18 protein-coding genes and 2 tRNA genes are annotated in these 18,257 nt (G+C 66.0%); 19 read left to right on the plus strand and 1 reads right to left on the minus strand.

The genetic code is table 11. The features are described from left to right. The first annotated feature begins 263 nt into the window (after positions 1-263). From rho to CAP13_RS03100, 5 genes are all read left to right on the plus strand, one after another. Positions 264-1,466: a transcription termination factor Rho gene (rho, locus tag CAP13_RS03080; RefSeq protein WP_425429827.1), complete on the plus strand. Its 1,203-nt coding sequence runs from the start codon at positions 264-266 to the stop codon at positions 1,464-1,466. Positions 1,467-1,985: 519 nt separating this feature from the next. Next, the gene (locus CAP13_RS03085) at positions 1,986-3,164 is read left to right on the plus strand and encodes a hypothetical protein (protein WP_085830175.1); all 1,179 of its coding nucleotides are present in this window, start codon (positions 1,986-1,988) and stop codon (positions 3,162-3,164) included. 7 nt (positions 3,165-3,171) lie between these two features. Next, a complete protein-coding gene (locus CAP13_RS03090) occupies positions 3,172-3,651 on the plus strand; it encodes a VanZ family protein (protein ID WP_085830176.1) in 480 nt (159 codons plus the stop codon). A 61-nt stretch (positions 3,652-3,712) separates the two neighbouring features. Further along, positions 3,713-3,789 (plus strand) — tRNA-His (locus tag CAP13_RS03095). A 30-nt stretch (positions 3,790-3,819) separates the two neighbouring features. Then, positions 3,820-3,896 (plus strand) — tRNA-Lys (locus CAP13_RS03100). A 108-nt stretch (positions 3,897-4,004) separates the two neighbouring features. On the opposite strand, the gene ygiD is transcribed toward CAP13_RS03100, so the two are convergent. Next, the gene (gene ygiD, locus CAP13_RS03105; RefSeq protein ID WP_085830177.1) at positions 4,005-4,799 is read right to left on the minus strand and encodes a 4,5-DOPA-extradiol-dioxygenase; all 795 of its coding nucleotides are present in this window, start codon (positions 4,797-4,799) and stop codon (positions 4,005-4,007) included. 151 nt (positions 4,800-4,950) lie between these two features. Here ygiD and CAP13_RS03110 point away from each other — a divergent pair, with 151 nt between their 5' ends. From CAP13_RS03110 to CAP13_RS03175, 14 genes are all read left to right on the plus strand, one after another. Beyond that, positions 4,951-5,346 (plus strand): winged helix-turn-helix transcriptional regulator, encoded by a 396-nt coding sequence (locus tag CAP13_RS03110; RefSeq protein WP_085830178.1) that lies wholly within the window; start codon positions 4,951-4,953, stop codon positions 5,344-5,346. Between the two features lie 8 nt (positions 5,347-5,354). Beyond that, the gene (locus CAP13_RS03115) at positions 5,355-6,068 is read left to right on the plus strand and encodes a nitroreductase family protein (protein ID WP_085830179.1); all 714 of its coding nucleotides are present in this window, start codon (positions 5,355-5,357) and stop codon (positions 6,066-6,068) included. 7 nt (positions 6,069-6,075) lie between these two features. After that, positions 6,076-6,486, plus strand: a complete 411-nt coding sequence (locus CAP13_RS03120) for a DUF1304 domain-containing protein (RefSeq protein WP_245798877.1) — start codon at positions 6,076-6,078, stop codon at positions 6,484-6,486. Between the two features lie 141 nt (positions 6,487-6,627). Beyond that, complete coding sequence (locus CAP13_RS03125; RefSeq protein WP_085830180.1) at positions 6,628-7,422, plus strand: MerR family transcriptional regulator; 795 nt, start codon at positions 6,628-6,630, stop codon at positions 7,420-7,422. A 1,038-nt stretch (positions 7,423-8,460) separates the two neighbouring features. Further along, on the plus strand, positions 8,461-9,240 hold the full coding sequence (sufC, locus tag CAP13_RS03130; RefSeq protein WP_085830181.1) for a Fe-S cluster assembly ATPase SufC: 780 nt from the start codon (positions 8,461-8,463) through the stop codon (positions 9,238-9,240). A gap of 1 nt (position 9,241) precedes the next feature. After that, on the plus strand, positions 9,242-10,654 hold the full coding sequence (gene sufB / locus CAP13_RS03135; RefSeq protein ID WP_085830182.1) for a Fe-S cluster assembly protein SufB: 1,413 nt from the start codon (positions 9,242-9,244) through the stop codon (positions 10,652-10,654). After that, positions 10,654-11,946 (plus strand): SufB/SufD family protein, encoded by a 1,293-nt coding sequence (locus CAP13_RS03140; protein WP_085830183.1) that lies wholly within the window; start codon positions 10,654-10,656, stop codon positions 11,944-11,946. Before sufB ends, CAP13_RS03140 begins: the two co-directional genes overlap by 1 nt. Then, the gene (locus CAP13_RS03145; protein ID WP_085830184.1) at positions 11,943-13,289 is read left to right on the plus strand and encodes an aminotransferase class V-fold PLP-dependent enzyme; all 1,347 of its coding nucleotides are present in this window, start codon (positions 11,943-11,945) and stop codon (positions 13,287-13,289) included. Before CAP13_RS03140 ends, CAP13_RS03145 begins: the two co-directional genes overlap by 4 nt. Continuing rightward, a complete protein-coding gene (gene sufU, locus CAP13_RS03150) occupies positions 13,282-13,713 on the plus strand; it encodes a Fe-S cluster assembly sulfur transfer protein SufU (protein ID WP_085830185.1) in 432 nt (143 codons plus the stop codon). The genes CAP13_RS03145 and sufU overlap by 8 nt, the downstream gene beginning before the upstream one ends. A gap of 46 nt (positions 13,714-13,759) precedes the next feature. Beyond that, positions 13,760-14,203 (plus strand): RrF2 family transcriptional regulator, encoded by a 444-nt coding sequence (locus CAP13_RS03155; RefSeq protein ID WP_085830186.1) that lies wholly within the window; start codon positions 13,760-13,762, stop codon positions 14,201-14,203. 175 nt (positions 14,204-14,378) lie between these two features. Then, entirely contained in the window at positions 14,379-15,191 is an 813-nt protein-coding gene (locus tag CAP13_RS03160; RefSeq protein WP_085830727.1) for an ABC transporter permease, read from the plus strand. An 8-nt stretch (positions 15,192-15,199) separates the two neighbouring features. Beyond that, positions 15,200-15,982 carry an ABC transporter ATP-binding protein gene (locus CAP13_RS03165; protein WP_085830187.1) on the plus strand — a complete coding sequence of 261 codons (783 nt, stop codon included), beginning with the start codon at positions 15,200-15,202 and terminating at the stop codon, positions 15,980-15,982. 2 nt (positions 15,983-15,984) lie between these two features. Then, on the plus strand, positions 15,985-17,091 hold the full coding sequence (locus tag CAP13_RS03170; protein WP_085830188.1) for a glycosyltransferase family 2 protein: 1,107 nt from the start codon (positions 15,985-15,987) through the stop codon (positions 17,089-17,091). 8 nt (positions 17,092-17,099) lie between these two features. After that, positions 17,100-18,257 carry a glycosyltransferase family 2 protein gene (locus tag CAP13_RS03175; RefSeq protein WP_085830728.1) on the plus strand — a complete coding sequence of 386 codons (1,158 nt, stop codon included), beginning with the start codon at positions 17,100-17,102 and terminating at the stop codon, positions 18,255-18,257.

The raw sequence follows: 18,257 nt of genomic DNA on the forward strand, positions 1-18,257 counted from the left end.
CACGCGCAAGCCGAAGAGCCAAGCGGCTGATATTCCCGCGGCGGCAGCCGAGGCGAGCGCACCTGAGGCAGGGGAGGCCAAGCCCCGCCGTCGCGGCCGTCTGNCGCAGCGAGCGCGGCAACAACCGCGGCAACCGTCCTCAGAACAACCGGAACAAGCGCAATAACAACCGGTTCAACACGCCTTCCGAGCCGAGCGTCTCCCGTGAGGAGCTCACCGCGCTCAAGGTCGCGGAGCTGCGCGAGAAGGCCAAGGAGTTCAACATCGACTACGCCGGCAAGAAGAAGGCCGAGCTCGTCGAGGACATCTACGCCGCGTGCGCCCGCACCGAGGGCTTCCGCGAGATCACGGGCATCCTCGATATCGATCACCAGGGATTCGGCAACATCCGTGCGCACGGGTACATGCCCAGCCGCGATGACGCCTTCGTCGCCGCGAACATGATCCGCGCCGCGGGCTTGCGCGCGGGCGATATGGTCTCGGGCACCCTGCGGCCCCTGCGCGCCAACGACAAGTATCCGGGCCTCGCCAAGATCCACAGCGTCAACGGTGTCGACCCCGAGCAGATGCGCCATCGCCCGAAGTTCAGCGATCTCACGCCCATCTACCCGAACGAGCCCCTGCGCATGGAGCACGGCCGCGAGTCCATCACGGGCCGCGCGATCGACATCGTGGCGCCCGTCGGCAAGGGCCAGCGCGGTCTCATCGTCTCGCCGCCCAAGGCGGGTAAGACCACGATCCTAAAGCGGATCTGCCAGGCTATCGCCCAGAATAACCCCGAGGTGCACCTCATCTGCCTGCTGGTGGACGAGCGCCCCGAGGAGGTCACGGATATGCAGCGCTCCATCAAGGGCGATGTCGTGGCCTCTACCTTCGACATGCCCGCCGACAACCACACCCGCGTGTCCGAGCTCGTGATCGAGCGCGCCAAGCGCCTGGTCGAGCTCGGTGAGGATGTCGTGGTGGTGCTCGATTCCATCACCCGCCTGGCGCGTGCCTACAACCTGGCCGCCCCGGCCTCGGGCCGCATCCTCTCCGGCGGTGTTGACTCCGCCGCCCTCTACCCGCCCAAGCGCTTCCTCGGTGCCGCCCGCAACATCGAGAACGGCGGTTCGCTCACCATCCTCGCATCCGCCCTCGTGGACACGGGCTCGAAGATGGACGAGGTCATCTTCGAGGAGTTCAAGGGCACCGGCAACATGGAGCTCAAGCTCGACCGCGACCTCGCCGACCGCCGTATCTTCCCGGCTATCGACCCGGTCGCCTCGGGCACGCGCAACGAGGATCTGCTCATCGGCGAGCAGATGCGCCCGTTCGTCTGGGGCATCCGCCGCGTGCTCGCGAACATGAACAACACCGAGCGCGCCGCAGCGAGCTTCATAAAGGGCCTGAAGGCCACGGACAGCAACCAGGAGTTCCTGGTGCGCACGGCTAAGAAGGCACAGGATCATCCCGAGGCGCTGTAAGCGCTGAGAAGATCATGCGGTGCAGATACGCATAGCCGTTAGGGGAGGGGCCTTCGGGCCCCTTCTTTTGTATGTATGCCTGCGGGGCAGGATGAAGATCGGGGCAAGGACCTGAGCTACGTGCGATGCGGGGTCCCGTTGGCAGCCGGTCGTAAGGGGCTCCCAGCTCGGTGTCGGGCTGCACGGGGTGCGCCAAGGGAGGCCGCTCGGTGCCATGGCGTGTACGGGATCGCCGTTTATGCAGACACGTTCGAGTCGCCAGAGGGTTCCACATGCAGATTTCCCATCCACGAGCTGGGGAAAATCTGGATTTTCCTCTTGCAAATCGATGAGCGCTCTCACATACTTGAGGCAATGGCCGCGATGGAACACGCAGATGAAACGAATCACCATCCGTTGCAAGGGGGCCCATCGGCTCCGGAGCCACCAAGATTCATCGGTTTCTCTCGGGCCCGCATGCTCTGAGGCGGTGCCGTCCACGGTGTCCGCCGGTGGCAGGTGTGATGAAGGGAAGCAGATATGGCAGCACAGAAATACGCGCATCCGGCGATCGCAGCCGGTTTGACCGGCGGCATCGGCTTGATACTCCCTGCGCTCGCATTCGCATTCACGACGCCCTTCGAGGGTCCTCATCGGCTCATACAGGAGGGTGGAATGCCCTTCGCGATCGGCGCTGCGGTGGGCGCGGGGCTCTGCGCCGCCGCGATGGCCGCCCTCGCGGCGAATGGAAACGCCCGCGTGGGCAACCGATCTGAATCGGGGGAGTACCGGTTCGAGGACGCGCAAGAACCCGACGCCGAGAACGCCTCCGCCTCCGGCGGGCACCGGACGGGCATCTTCGGCTCCCATGCGCCGCAGGGCGTGCCGGTCATCGCCCGGGCTGCCGACGCGCTTTCCGAGGCCGAGGCCTGGACGGAGATCGACCGCCTGCTTGAGGAGGACTCGCCGATCAGCTGCGATCCCACTCGATCCAAGGACATCTACGAGATCGCCCTCGCCGAGCTTTCCCGCAGCGAGAGCGCGGCCCGGACGGGGGCGCCTGCGACTGCGGCCGCGCCGCGTGAGGCCGCCATGCAAGGTGGGTCCCCCGCCATGGCTCCCGCATCCGCTCCTGCTGCTACGACGGCGTCCTTCATGCAGGCGGCGTCGGGAACCGAGGCCACTGCGGATCTCTCCCGGGAGGTGTCTCCCATCTCCGATACCGACGCCGCCCGCGCTGCCGCCCTGGCTTCGCTCGGGCTTGTCGGCACCGCGAGGCCCGTACAGCCGCAGAACGTCCCCGCAGCTCATGAGAGCGCCGTGGCGGACGTCTCCGGATCAGGCGCCGCGCCCGCATCGACGGGCGAGCCGTACGAGGTCCCCATGGCCGACTACTCCGGTCATGAGGACATGTGGGCCGCCGCCCTGGCCATCCTCGCAGAGGAGGACGAGGTAGCGGGCGCACCTGCTCCCGCTGCCGACGAGGTCCCCGCTGCCGCCCCCCGGATTCGAGCCGAGGAGATTCCGGCAACCGAGGAGCGCGCCGAGGCCGTTGCAGAGGGCGAGCGCCTCACGGAGATGCATGGCCGCATCAACGAGATTCTCGGCGAGGAGGTCGCGAAGATGCCGTCGCACAGCATGCGCCGCACCAGCCGCGAGTACCTTCGGGTCATCCAGGGTGGCACCATGTCCATGCCCCGTCTCAAGGCTGAGGCGTAAGAGGGCGATGCAATCGGGGCAACGGCCGTTGTCACCGGCCTGGTGCGTGGCCGCGGGCGTCATGATCCTATTCATATGGGGTAACTCGCTGGTGCCGGGATCCAGCAGCTCTCAGGTGAGCCACGGGACCGCCTCGGCGATTCAGACGGTGCTCGATTCCCTCGGCATCGCATCGGGCTGGGCGACGAACTTCCTTGTCCGCAAGGCCGCCCATCTGACGGAGTACGCCATCCTCGGCGTCCTGGTGATGCAGGCGTTCGCCCCAGGTGTCAAACGGGACCGCCGGATGCTCGGGGTCGCCGCACTTGTGCTGATGCTGGTCCCGACGATCGACGAGACGATTCAAGTCTGCGTGCCCGGTCGCAACGGGCAGGTTGCCGACGTGCTGGTCGATTGCACGGGAGCTCTCATCGGATGCCTGGTCAGAGCGGCTTTCACGGGCATCCGCGCGAGATTGGCAAGAGTCCCTGAGAATTTAAAAAAATAAGGCTTGCACCCCTGGGGGACAGAGTGCATAATAGTCAAGCGCTTTGCGCGAGGGACACACGGTGGGTGTAGCTCAGTTGGCTAGAGCGACGGACTGTGGCTCCGTAGGTCGAGGGTTCGAGCCCCTTTACCCACCCCACTTCCTCTCTCAGGCAAAGCGGACATATTTGGATCGTTAGCTCAGCTGGCTAGAGCAGGGGACTCTTAATCCCAAGGTCCAGGGTTCGAATCCCTGACGATCCACCACAGACTCAAAGACGGGGCACTCACACGAGCGCCCCGTTTCTTTTTCAGACTATCTGCTCGCTCCGATCAAGCGTGCTGGTCGCAGCCGAGGTTCCCGCTGCGATCGCATCACGCGGCGCTGTCTCCGAACACGAATTCCGTCATCGAGATGGTTCCCAGCGTGCTCACGTCGTTGAACACGCGCACGGGCTTGCCCTCACTCGCGCCGAGCGTGTAGACGAGGGGCAGGAAGTGGTCGGGCGTCGGCGCGGCGAACTGCGCGTCGGGCAACCGGTCGAAGTCGATGATGGCTGCGTCGTTGCGCGCGGTCACCTCCTTGATGATACGATCGTTGAAGGAGATGGTCGCCGGTACTGCGCCGTCCGGATGCTCCCAATCGACGCGCCGGAGGTTGTGCACGATGTTGCCGCTGGCCATGATGAGGACGCCCTCGTCGCGCAGGGGAGCGAGACGCTGTCCGATCCGGTAGACGGACCCATGGTCGAGGGTGCCGTCGACCGAGAGCTGGACCACGGGGATATCCGTCTCGGGGACCATGTGCACGAGAACGGACCAGGAGCCGTGGTCGATGCCCCAGTCGTCACTCACGGCCACATCCGCGCCCAGCAGGTCCTGCACCGCGTTGGTGAGCGCGGCGTCTCCGGCCACCGGGTACTTGAGCACGTACAGCTCAGGTGGGAACCCGTACATGTCGTATATCTGACGCGGCTTCGGCGCGCTCTGCACGAACGTGCCCCGGGTGAACCAGTGCACGGAGATCGCAAGGATCGCGCGCGGCCGCCCGTGACGTTCGACCACCTCGTTCATGATGGCAGCCATGCCACGTGTGACCTCGGTGTCTTCGAGCGCCAGCATGGGGCTTCCGTGGCCTACGAACAAGACGGGCATACGTGTAGTGTTCATACGATCAGGCTCCTTTCGGAATCTAAGACAGTTTTTTCTCAACTAACATCAATTTTTCGTGCTAAGTGAATCCTATGACTTGGCAAACAAGGCTACAAGTACGATAGTTATCTTAAGCGAGTCTAATTCACTTGAGTAATGGAGTGATCGTATGAAAAAAGAGACGTGTGTTGAGGCAGGGGTGTTCGGGATGTGCCCGTTCGTCACTGCCCAGCAGCTTATCAGCGGGAAGTGGGCCATCCTGATCTTGCACGTGCTGGCAGACGGTCCCAAGCGCTTCAACCGCATCCAGCGGGAGATCGATGTCACACAGGCCACGCTCAGCACCCACCTCAAACGGCTCGAGGAGTTTGGCCTGGTGAAGCGCACCGTGTTCCCCGAGATCCCGCCGCGTGTCGAATACGAGCTCACCGAGATCGGAAGCGAATTCCGGCCGGTGCTCGACCAGGTTGAGGCATGGGGGAATAAGTACATCGACTACCTGAAGGCGCAACACCGGGATCGCGCCGTCGAGCCGGCAAGTGTTGCCGGCGCTGCCAGCCATTAGGAGGTGCCATGGACCTGATCGACGCCATCTACGCGCGGCATTCGGTGCGCGCCTACACCGGTCAGACCGTCGGCGGCGCCATCCGCCTGCAGCTCGAGGCCCTCGCCCAAGAGCTCTCGCGTGCCGGCGGGCTCACCCTCTCCTTCCGCTGGGATGAGCCCCGGGCCTTCTCGAGCCCACTCGCCCATTACGGCAAGTTCTCGCAGGTGACCAACTACCTGGTGATCTCGGGACGCCGCCGGAAGGGGCTCGAGCAGGATGCCGGCTACTATGGTGAGCGCATCGTGCTCGAGGCGCAGCGGCTTGGCCTCAACAGCTGCTGGGTCGCGACGACCGCGAAGCGCCGTCTCGTGCGCGCGAGCATCCCTGAGGGAGAGAGCCTGGTGATCCTCGTGGCCATCGGTCACGGGGAGAACGCTGGTGTCGTGCGGCGGTCCAAGGTCGCCTCGCAGGTGAGCAATGTCGGCGCCGACACGCCCCCGTGGTTCGCCCGCGCTGTCGAGGCGGCCCTCCTCGCGCCCACCTCCATCAATCAGCAAAAGTTCCATCTTGCGTTTTGCGCTGGAGATCCCGGTGAGTTGCCGGGCGTGCGCCTGACGCGCCGTTTCGGTCCGTATTCGTCGGTTGATGAGGGCATCGTGCGCCTTCATGTCGAGATCGCCGCCCGCGATGCAGCGGGCCTCGGCCCCCATGAGCTGCCGTTCCACTGGATCGAAAGGTGAGTGCGCTATGGACTTGATCGCGGGTATCGCATTTCTCGTACGTGCCGTCGGGATGATCTTCGTTGCGGCTGCGGCGCTCCTGCATGTGTTCATCGCCGGGGTTGAGATGTTTGGCTGGACGGGATCGCTGGCGCGTCGCCTCTTCAACCTGGAGCCGGCTTTCGCCCGTCAGACCCGCGAGATGGCTGCGAATCAGGGACTCTACAACCTGATGCTCGCCATCGAGATGATCGTCGGCCTGGGGGCCGCCATCACCGGCGCGGACTGGGGTCTCAAGCTCGCCCTCGCCGGTGCCGTCTCGACGGTGATCGCCGGCGCGTTCCTGTTCGTCACCTCGCCCGATAAGCGCTCCTCGGCGTTGAAGCAGCTCACTCCGGGCCTCATCGGCTCGATCCTGCTGATCTTGGGCGGCCTGTAGAAATCGGCGCCGAGTCCTTGTGAAGGATCTGCGGAGAAGCACAGCTGGCATGGCGTGGCGCGATAGGGGCCTTGACCCCCACGCGACGGGAGGCCCGATGCTGGTACGCGTCGGAGCGAACTGAGCGAGGGAGGCGATGAGATGTGCGGTCACGACGAGAGCGAACCCACCTACTCGGTGGGCGAGGTCTCGAGGCTCACGGGTGTCACCGTGCGTGCGCTGCATCATTGGGACGAGATTGGCCTTCTGCACGCGCCCCGCCGGGGAAATGGCTACCGCGCGTACGGGACCGCTGAGCTCGACCGTCTGCAGCAGATCCTGCTCTACCGCGCGATGGGCGTTGAGCTCACGGGCATTAAGGGGATCATCGACGATCCGGCCTTCGATGTCAGACAGGCCCTGAGGAGCCACCTCGCACGCCTCAAAGAGGACCGGCTTCGCACCGACGCGCTGATAGCGAGTGTGGAGGGCACGCTCGCGCGTATGGAAGGACGGTGCGAGATGACCGAGCACGACCGGTTTCGCGCGCTCAAGCAGGCGGCGGTTGAGGAGAACGAGCGGAAGTACGGCGACGAGGTGCGGGCGCGCTGGGGCGATGCCGCTGCCGATGAGGCGAACGCCGTGGTCCTCGGCATGAGCGAGGACGAGTGGCGCGAGACCCAGGAGCTCGAGCAGCGGGTCCTTGACCTGCTCAGCCAAGCGATGGATGGGGGAGACCCCTGCTCCGCCACCGCCGCGGAGCTCAGCGACGCGCACGGCGCGTGGGTGAGTCGCCATTGGAAGAACGGCTCCTACACGCCTGAGGCCCATGTGGGCCTCGCGAGGATGTACCTGGCGGATGACCGGTTCCGTGCCTACTACGATGAACGGGTGCGCCCCGGCGCCACCGCCTTCCTGGTTCAGGCGATCGAGGCACGCGACGGCGCCTCCGCGTAAAAAGTATGGCTTGGTGTGGGCTCTTCGCAGCCAGGCTGATTTTTCGTCGGTTTGGTGTGGGTTTTCGGGCTGAGGCCGAGTAGACCAAAAACAGGCAGCCTTATGACCTGCGGTTCCAGCACGTTCAGATAGGCTTCTACGTGCTGCGTCAGCTACAACCCACACCAAACCGACCAAAACAGCGCTCCATTTTCGGAAACCCACACCAAGGCGGTCGCGTTCCGGGATCTGGCGTAGCCGCCCGCCGGGCCGGCGCCCGAGGGGGGTGCGGCGGGTATCGTGCCAGCTCGACGGTGTGGGCGGGCAAGAGCTCCAGCCGTCCCGAGTTTTGCTAGCTGCTGCCGCGCACTCACGCCATCGGGATCCCGTATCTCGCCTGCGTCGATGCCACATCATTGGTTGCGGCAGACGTGCGCTCTCAGCTCGGGTGCGCGAGGGCACGCAACGCGCCCGAGGCGGAAAACGCACGCGGTTCGATTCGGGCTCAGGAGGGCGCATGCGAAACTTCGCCACTTTGGTACAGGTTTTGGGTGTCGCATGGCAAACCTCCTCAGGTTGGTACAGGTTCTCAACTTTCGTCTGAGTAGACCGAAAGGTGCCGCTTCTCTGACCTGCGGGTTCAGAGCGTCCGAGCTACTGCCTACGCGCCACGGCGGCTTAAACCTGCACCAACCTGAGGAGGTTTGTCACTGCAACGGCGAAACCTGTACCAAACAGATGAGAATGCGCTCAGCACGATGGTTTGGGCCTTTGCACCTCGCGCATGTGGCGCATCGAGCCAGGTCTTGCCCGCGTGTGTAACGCGGTCGCCTTGCACCCCACGCCCTGTATCGCTCAGCGCGCGCCCCGCATTCCCCGCATCCGGTTTCGCGCCCCCAGAACCCCATCCCTCTATAATCTGAGTAGATTACTCGGATTTACGCCCGCCACGCCTTGACCACCGGCTCGGTACGGGTATTGTTAATCCGATGAATTCACTAGGATTTACACCCGCCCGCGCGCACCGGCGAGAGCGGGGAGAGGGGAAAGAGGGATTTCATGACCGTCCAAGCAACACCGCTGCTCAGCCTTGCGGGCGTGACGGCGTCCGTGGATGAGAAGGCCATCCTCCACGGAATCGACCTCGAGGTCGCCGCCGGCGAGACCCACGTGCTCATGGGTCCCAATGGCGCCGGCAAGTCAACGATGGGCCACGTCATCATGGGTGACCCGGTCTACACGCTGGATGCGGGCGCCATCACCTTCGATGGCGAGGACATCTCCGAGCTCTCCTGCGACAAGCGCAGTCGCGCCGGGTTGTTCCTCTCCTTCCAGGCCCCCGTCGAGATTTCCGGCGTGCCCCTGTCGAGCTTCCTGCGCGCGAGCATCGCCGGCCGTCCGGGCCTCGAGATGAAGGGCAGGGAGTTCCGTCGCCGCGTGAAGGAGCTCGCCGCGGAGCTCGACATGGACGTCTCCTACCTGAACCGCGAGCTCGGTGTCGGCTTCTCCGGCGGCGAGAAGAAGAAGGTCGAGATGCTGCAGCTCCTGCTCCTGCAGCCCAAACTCGCCATCCTCGATGAGACCGACTCCGGCCTCGATGTGGACGCCCTTTCGGTCGTCTCGCGCGGCATGGACGCCTACCGCCGCACCACCGACGGCTCACTCCTCATCATCACGCACAACACGCGCATCCTCGAGCACCTCCATGTCGACCGCGTCCACGTGATGGTGGGCGGCCGCATCGTGCGCGAGGGCGACGCCGAGCTGATCCCCTGGATCGACGAGCACGGCTTCGAGTCCTTCGAGCGCGAGGCCGCTGGCGTCCCGATGGAGGCGTGAGATGGCGAAGAAGCGCAGCGAGGTCGCGGACATCGACCGCAGCCTCTACGATTTCACCTACGGTGAGGAGGGCTTCGAGCGCCTCGACGCGGGCCTCACGCCCGATATCGTCCGCGAGATATCGGAGCGCAAGGAAGAGCCCGCCTGGATGCTCGACTTCCGCCTGAAGTCGCTCGAGATCTACCTCAAGAAGTCAGGCCCCACCTGGGGACCGGACATCTCCGGTCTCGACATGGACAACATCGTCACCTACGTGAAGCCCAACACGGACCAGCGCTCCGACTGGGAGTCCGTCCCCGATGACATCAAGGACACCTTCGAGCGCCTGGGCATCCCCGAGGCCGAACGGAGCTACCTTGCCGGCGTCGGCGCCCAGTACGACTCCGAGCTCGTCTACCACAACATGCAGGACACTGCCGCCAAGATGGGCATCGTCTACTCCGGCATCGAGGAGGCCCTCCACGAGCCGAAGTGGGAGGCCCTCATCCGCGAGCGCTTCATGACGCTGATCCCGCCTACGGACCACAAGTTCGCCGCCCTGCACGGCGCGGTATGGAGCGGCGGCTCCTTCGTCTACGTGCCCGCCGGGACCAAGCTCGACTTCCCCCTGCAGAGCTACTTCCGCCTGAACGCCAAGGGCGCCGGGCAGTTCGAGCACACCCTCATCATCGTCGAGGACGACGCCGACCTCCACTTCATCGAGGGCTGCTCCGCCCCGAAGTACAACGTGGCCAACCTCCACGCCGGCGCGGTGGAGCTCTTCGTGGGACGCCGCGCGCACCTGCGCTACTCCACGATCGAGAACTGGTCCAAGAACATGTACAACCTGAACACCAAGCGGGCCCGCGTCGAGGAGGCAGGCGAGATCGAGTGGATCTCCGGATCCTTCGGGAGCCACGTGGGCTACCTCTACCCGATGAGCATCCTGGCCGGCCGCCGCGCGAAGAGCTCGTTCACGGGCATCACCTTCGCCGGCGCGGGGCAGAACCTCGACACCGGCTGCAAGGTGGTCCTCGCGGCTCCCGAGACCACGGCGACCGTGGAGACGAAGGGCATCTCGAAGGGCGGCGGCATCCAGACCTTCCGCAGCTCGATCGTCGCCACGCCCGAGGCCACGGGCTCGGCGGCCACGGTGTCCTGCTCATCCCTCATGCTCGACGCCGATTCGCGCTCGGACACCATCCCCGCGATGGACATCCGCGCCAAGAACGTCGACATCGGCCATGAGGCCACGATCGGCCGGATCGGCGACGACAAGATCTTCTACCTCATGAGCCGCGGCATCTCCGAGGAGGAGGCGCGCACCATGATCGTCAACGGGTTTGCGAGCCCGGTCTCGAAGGAGTTGCCGCTCGAGTACGCCGTCGAGATGAACAACCTCATCAAGCTCGAGATGGAAGGGGCGGTCGGCTGATGGATCGTACCTCTGGAAACGCCTCGGGCGCCGTCGCGCTCACCGGCGTGAACGCCATGCCGGCCCCCACGTGGAGCTGGCTCAAGATGAACGATACGGCGGTGGAGATCCCGGCCGGCCTCACGCCGGCGCCCGCCGCCGTGAGCGTCGAGCCCGCCCCGGGATCGGCCGATGTGGTCTCCGCCAACGCGGACGCCTTCGATGACGCCCTCGTGGCCGCCGGCAAGCGCTTCGCGTCCCGTGCCCGCGCGAGTGCGCCCGGCGACGCCCGCGACCACGTCGCACTCGCCGCTGGCGAGGTCGATCCCATGGACGTGCCGGCGCTCTCCCGCTACCAGCAGGGGGCCGTCCGGGTTGAGGAGGAGCTCTCGGTCGAGGAGGCCTTCGAGACCGGCATGGGCGCCGAGGCCTACGGCTACCTCCGCAGCATCGGCGAGCGCCCCTGCGTGCTCGAGGTGCCGAGCGGGGCCTCGGCTCAGGTCCGCGTCCGCGTCTCTGGCACCCCGGGTACCGCCTCCGTGGCGAGTGTCGACGTGATCGCCCGCCGCGATTCGTCGCTTGAGCTCACGGTCGCGCTCAATGGCACCGGTTCTGAGCCCGGCCTCATCGGTGCGGCGATGCGCGTCTTCGCTGCGGCGGGGAGCCGTGTGTCCATCACGACCGTGCAGACCGCCGACGACGCCTTCATCTCCCTCGACGACGCGGGAATCTTCGTCGACGAGGGCGCGCACGTTGAGGTCTCGCACACGGTACTCGGGGCTGGTCGTTCCTACACGGGCCTCGCCGCCGACCTGCGCGGCGATGCCGCGCGCATCGACGTGGATACGAGCTACCTCGGCGCCCGCGAGCAGGTGCGCGACTTCAACTACCAGATCCGCCATCTCGGACGCCGGACGACGTCGTCCATGGATGCGAACGGCGTGCTCGCCGGGGCGAGCAAGAAGGTGCTCCGCGGGACCATCGACCTCATGCACGGGTGCACGGGGAGCGAGGGCGCCGAGCGCGAGACCGTGCTGCTGGCCGATGAGCGCGTGGACAACAAGACCGTGCCGGTGATCCTCTGCGACGAGGACGACGTTGCCGGCAACCACGGGGCGACGATCGGCCATGTCCGCCCCGAGCAGCTCTTCTACCTGGGTTGCCGCGGGCTGTCGCCCGAGGCGGCCGAGGCCCTGTTCATCTCGGCGAAGCTCGAGGACGCGGCGCTCAACGCGCCCGACGACGAGGTTCGCGCGAACGTCATCCGCCTGGGTGAGACCGTGATCCCGGGTTTCGGGGAGGAGATTGCATGATCGATACGGAGAACGTGACCTGCGACACCTGCACGGCCCCGGGTGCCGGCGTGGTGGATGCGAGCGACGAGGCCTCGCGGGACTGGCCGCGCATAGACATCGAGGCAAACCCCTACAAGGCCGATTTCCCGCTCCTGGCCTCCCGTCCGGACATCGCCTTCCTCGACAGCGCCGCCACCGCGCAGCGCCCCGCCGCCGTGCTCGAGGCGCAGAAGCGCTTCTACGAGACGATGAACGCGAACCCGCTCCGCGGCCTCTACTCGCTCTCCGTTGAGGCGACCGAGGCCATCGGCCGCGTCCGCGCCCAGATCGCCGAGGTCATCGGTGCGCCGGCGGGCCCGAACGGCACCCCGGCAGCGCATGACATCGTCTTCACGCGCAACACGAGCGAGTCGCTGAACCTGGTGGCGAAGTCCTTCGCGCCGCAGGTCCTCTCGGCCGGTGACGAGATCGCCATCACGGTGATGGAGCACCATTCGAACCTGATTCCCTGGCAGCAGGCCGCGGCTGCGGCCGGCGCCACACTCGTCTACCTGTATCCCACCAAGACCGGTGAGCTCACGGACGAGGAGATCGCCGCCAAGGTGGGGGCGCGCACGCGCATCATCGCGACCACGCACGTCTCCAACGTGCTCGGCGTCGAGGTCCCGGTCGAGAAGCTCGCCCGTGCCGTGCACGCGCAGGGCGGCTACCTCGTTGTGGACGGTGCCCAGTCGGTTCCGCACATGCCCGTCGATGTCACGGCGCTCGGGGCAGACTTCTTCGCGTTCTCGGCGCACAAGGTCCTCGGCCCCATGGGCGTGGGCGTGCTCTGGGGCAGGCACGAGCTCCTGGAGCTGATGCCCCCGATGCTCACCGGCGGCGAGATGATCGACTCCGTGACCGAGCAGGGGGCCACCTGGGCTCCGGTGCCGGAGAAGTTCGAGGCGGGCACCCAGGACGCCGCGGGCATCTACGCCACCGGCGCGGCCCTCGATTACCTGGTGAACCAGGTCGGTTATAAAGCCGTCCGCGAGCGCGAGCAGGCGCTCGTGCACTATCTCATGAGCCAGCTCACGCAGCTTCCCTACGTGGAGATCATCGGCTCCATCTATTGGGACCGCCACCACGGCGCGGTCAGCTTCAACGTGCGCGGCATCCATCCGCACGACGTGGCGAGCATCATGGACATGGACGGCGTCTGCATCCGCGCGGGGCACCACTGCGCCCAGCCATTGCTCACCTGGCTCGGCGTCGAGAACCTCGCCTGCTGCCGCGCGAGCGTGGCCTTCTACAACGACAAGCACGACATCGACGCCTTCATCGCGTCGCTCGAGCGGGTTTGGAGCACCTTCAATGGCTAACCTGTACACCTCGACCACCTTCATGGACCACAACGCCCACCCCGACTACAAGTACGCGATGGACGGGGCGACCCACGAGCACGAGGGCATCAACCCCACCTGCGGCGACGAGCTCACCTTGCAACTGCGCATCGAGGACGGCGTGATCGAGGAGGCGAGCTTCACGGGCTCCGGCTGCGCGATCAGCCAGGCCTCGGCCGACATCATGGCCGAGCTCGTCACCGGCGAGACCGTCGAGGAGGCGCGCCGCCTCTCAGGGCTCTTCCTCGCGATGATCCGCGGGGAGGAGCTCAGCGAGCAGGATTTCGAGGATCTCGACGAAGCCGCTGAGATGAAGGACATCTCGCACATGCCGGCGCGCGTGAAGTGCGCCGAGCTCGCCTGGCGGACCCTCGACGGGATCCTGTCCAAGGACGCGGCATAAGCCGGTCCGCACATCCCAAGCAGGTTCCGGAAAGGAGGGATCACCCGTGCTCGTGTCATCAAAGGGGCGCTACGCCTTGAGGCTCATGATCTACATCGCCGCCTTCGGCGAGCGCGAGGGGAGGATCTCCCTGCGCACCGTGGCGGAGCGGGAGAGCATCTCCTTGAAGTACCTCGAGCAGCTCGTGCGCCCGCTGCTCCAGGCGGGGCTGCTCACAAGCGTGCGCGGCAAGGGCGGTGGCTATGAGCTGGGGCGGCCCGCCTCTGAGATGACCGCCGGCGACATCCTGCGCGCCGCCGAGGGCGACACTGCGGCGGTGGCCTGCGAGGGGCTCGAGGGCGCCTGCAGCCGCTCTGACCTGTGCTCGACGGTGCGCTTCTGGACCGGCCTCGAGGCCGCGATCGACGAGTACGTCGAGGGCGTCACCCTGGCCGACCTCTCGCGCGTGCCGGAGGTCAAGCTCGAGCTCAAGAGCATTCCCGAGGGCTGATCCAGGCTTCGGCCCCTGCCGCTCTGCGGCGCGCGGGCGTATCGGATGTGTGCTCATGGCGCAGCCGATGTGCGTCCCATGCGCGCCCGGTATAATGGGCGATTACGATCAGATTACCGACGCGGCCTCGTCATGCCCAGACGACTGACCGCAAAGGAGGCGGCCCGTGCCGTTCATATCCGGTTCCGCGAAAGCCGACAGGCCCCAGGTGGATTCGTACCGCAAAGACTTGCTCATCCTCGAGCAGCTCGTCTCCAAGGACTTCAAGCTCAAGTACCGGCGCAGCTTCCTCGGCGTGGCATGGAGTGTGCTGAACCCCCTGCTCATGATGGTCGTCATGAGCATCGTGTTCTCATACCTCTTCGGCAGCAACGTGGAGAACTTCCCGCTCTACCTCATCGTGGGCAACGTCACCTTCGCCCTTATGAGCGACTCCACCAACGCCGCGCTCACCTCGATCATCCAAGCGGCGCCGCTGCTCAAGAAGATCCGCGTGCACCGCTACATCTTCCCGGTGCAGAAGGTCCTCTTCGCGCTGGTGAACTACGCGTTCTCGCTCATCGCCGTCGCCATCGTGATGCTCTTCTTCCGGGTCATGCCCACCTGGCACCTGCTCTGGCTGCCGGTGGCGCTCGCGCTCCTGATGTTCTTCTGTATCGGCGTCGGGCTGGCCATCGGCGCGCTCTCCGTCTTCTTCCGCGACGTCATCCACCTCTGGGGCGTCGTCCTCACGGCGTGGACCTATCTGACCCCGATCTTCTGGGATCTCTCGCTGTTGGTCGACAAGCAGGCCCCCACCTGGATCATCACGCTCGTGAAGATCAATCCCATGTACAACTACCTGCAGTTCATGCGCGATATCTTCCTCTGGCAACGCGATCCCACGCCCGAGCTCCTGCTCATGTGCGCACTCTGGGCCGCTGTCGCCATGCTGATCGGCGTCTTCGTGTTCCGCAGGACGGAGCACCGTTTCATCCTCTACATCTAAGGGAAGCCATGCCTGATAGACGAGACGAACGAGATCCCCGCACGCTCGCACCGGAGGAGTGCGCCGTCATCGTTGACGACGTCACGATGGTCTTCAACATGGCGAGCGAGCAGCTCAACAGCCTGAAGGAGTACTTCATCAAGCTGGTGCGCCGCGAGCTGTTCTTCAGCGAGTTCCACGCGCTCGACCACGTGAGCTTCCTCGTCCCCAAGGGCGAGGTCATGGGCTTGGTCGGCACCAACGGATCGGGTAAGTCGACGATGCTCAAGGTCATCGCCGGGGTGCTCGAGCCCACCAAGGGCTCGGTCACGGTCCGGGGGAGCATCGCCCCGCTCATCGAGCTCGGTGCCGGCTTCGACCTCGAGCTCACGGCGCGTGAGAACATCTTCCTGAACGGGGCCCTGCTCGGCCACGACCGTCAGTTCATGAGCGAGCACCTCGATGAGATCGTCGACTTCGCCGAGCTGCGCGACTTCCTCGACATGCCCATGAAGAACTACTCGAGCGGCATGGTGGCGCGCATCGCCTTCGCGATCGCCACCGTGGTCGAGCCCGATATCCTGATCGTCGACGAGACGCTCTCCGTGGGCGACGTCTTCTTCCAGAAGAAGTGCGAGGACCGTATTCAGAGCTTCATCGACTCGGGCAACGTGACCGTGCTCTTCGTCAGCCACTCGCTTGAGCAGGTTGAGCGCCTGTGCTCGAGCGCCGTGTGGATCGAGAAGGGCCGCATGCGCATGATCGGCAAGGTCGATGACGTCTGCCAAGCCTACCGCGAGCAGTTCAACTAGGCATGGGGAGCGAACCCGCATCACAGGGACGGTCCGGCACCCCCCTCGTCTCGATCGTCATGCCGTGCTACCGGGTCGCCGACCACCTCGGCGCCGCCATCGCGTCGGTGGAGGCACAGACCTTCACCGATTGGGAGCTCATCTGCGTCGATGACGGATCGCCTGATGAGGTTGCCGGCATCGTGCAAGACGCCGCCGTCCGCGATGGGCGGATCCGCCTCGTGCGCCATGAGCGGAACCGCGGTCTCGCCGCCGCGCGCAACACGGGTCTCGCCGCCGCGCGCGGCGCGTTCGTCTGGATGCCCGATGCGGATGACCGCTTCGAGTCGGTTTTGCTTGAACGAGCGTTAGCCGCACTCGCGGATTCCCGCTGCGATCTCGTGGTCTTCGGCTGCCGGGAGGAGTACCTGGACGGCTCCGGCGCGCCCACCTCGGAGCGCGTGCTCCTGCCGCCGCATCCGGGGATCTTCACCGGCGGAGACCTGCATCGCGAGGTGCTCGGCCTCGAGGAGGCGACGCTCTACGGGTACGCGTGGAACAAGGTGTACCGCCGCACGCTCATCGCGGACCTCGCGTTCGAGGATGTCCCGCTGATCGAGGACATCCTCTTCAACATCGCCGTCCTCGACCGGGCCCGGGGCGCCGCGCTCGTGGATGAGCCGCTCTACGTGTATGGGAAGCGCACGGCGGGGAACCTGACGGGCCGGTTCGTACCGAGGTACTTCGAGGTCCATCGCCGTCGCATTCAGGAGCTCTGGGATCAGCAGATCCGCTGGAGCCTTGACGGGGGTGAGGTGCGGGCGCGGCTCGGTACGCGGCTCGTGCGATACAGCCTCTCCGCCCTCGAGCGCAACTGCGACCCGCGTGCCGGTATGACGGGGGCTGACCGCGCGCGTTGGTGCCGCGAGCTCATCGCGGACCCGCTCTTCAAGAGCCTGGTGCTCGATGACGCCCCCGAGGGCCCGAGCACGCTCACGCGGATGGGCGCCGCCGTGCTGAGGAGTCGCTCGACGCTGCTCTACCGGGCCGTCGGCCGCCTGCTCCATCTGCTGCGAAGGGGCATGAGCGGCGGCTACGCCAAGGTGAGACGGGGGTCTGAGGTATCATGAGCGAGCAGATGGCGCAGGATGGGCTGCAAGGTGGCACGTGCCCGGATCCGGATGGTCTGATCCCCAATCAGGTGGCTGCGGCGCAGCGTGGGGGAGAGCCGGCGGCGGGCGGTGCCCCTGGCGGCTCCAAGCGCTCTTCCGAGAGAGGTCCCGTCCTCACCATCGCCGTCCCGTCCTACAACGTGGAGGCCTACCTCGCCCGCGGCCTCGCATCATACGATGACCCCCGTCTCGACGGGGTGCTCGAGGTTATCGTCGTGGACGACGGCTCGACCGACGGGACGCGCGCCCTCGCCGCGGATTTCACCGCACGTCGGCCGGGGATCTTCCGCGTGGTCTCGAAGGAGAACGGCGGCCACGGCTCGGCGGTGAACGCGGGCCTCGCCGCCGCACAGGGTCGCTATTTCCGCGTGGTCGACGGCGACGACTGGGTGGACACCGATGGCCTCGTGCGCCTGATCGACGCCCTCGGCTCGCTTGATGCCGATCTCGTCATCGACCGTAAGCGCGAGGTCGATATGACGACGGGCGCGAGCACGCCGTTTCCGCTGGCGGCCGGGGTGGCCACCGGTGAGGTCCTGCCCTTCGACACCGTGCTCGCGAACGGGGACACGGTCTTCCAGATCATGATCCACACCCTGACCTGCCGCACGGACTACCTGCGCGCCCTTGGGATCCGCCTGCTTGAGCACACTTTCTACGAGGACTACGAGTACGTGGTCAAGGCGAGCGTTCCGGCGGCCACCATCGCCTACTTCGATATCGAGGTCTACCAGTACCTGGTGGGCAACGCCGCGCAGAGCGTGAGCCATGCGAACTACGTGCGGCGCTGGGACGACCACACCCGGGTGGTCGAGGAGCTCCTCGCGTACCTGGGACGCGCCGAGGCCGGCGAGGTGACAGGCGGTCTCACGCCCGCGGCCCTATCATACCTGCGCGAGAAGGTGCACCTGATCGTCGACACGCACTACAACATCGCCCTGCTGTTCGATGACGACCGCGCCCGGGGACGTGCCCGCGCCCGCGCATTTCGCGCTGGGCTCCGACGCCGCAGCCAGGATCAGTGGCGACGCGGGGAGCGGCGCTACCGGCTCGCCCTCGCCCTCAACCTGCTCGGCGTCTCCTATGAGCGCATCAGCGGGCTGGTGGCAGGAAGGAGGCGGTAG

Origin of the sequence: Collinsella vaginalis, from assembly GCF_900176655.1 — a bacterium.
In the GTDB taxonomy this organism is placed as follows: Bacteria; Actinomycetota; Coriobacteriia; order Coriobacteriales; family Coriobacteriaceae; genus Collinsella; species Collinsella vaginalis.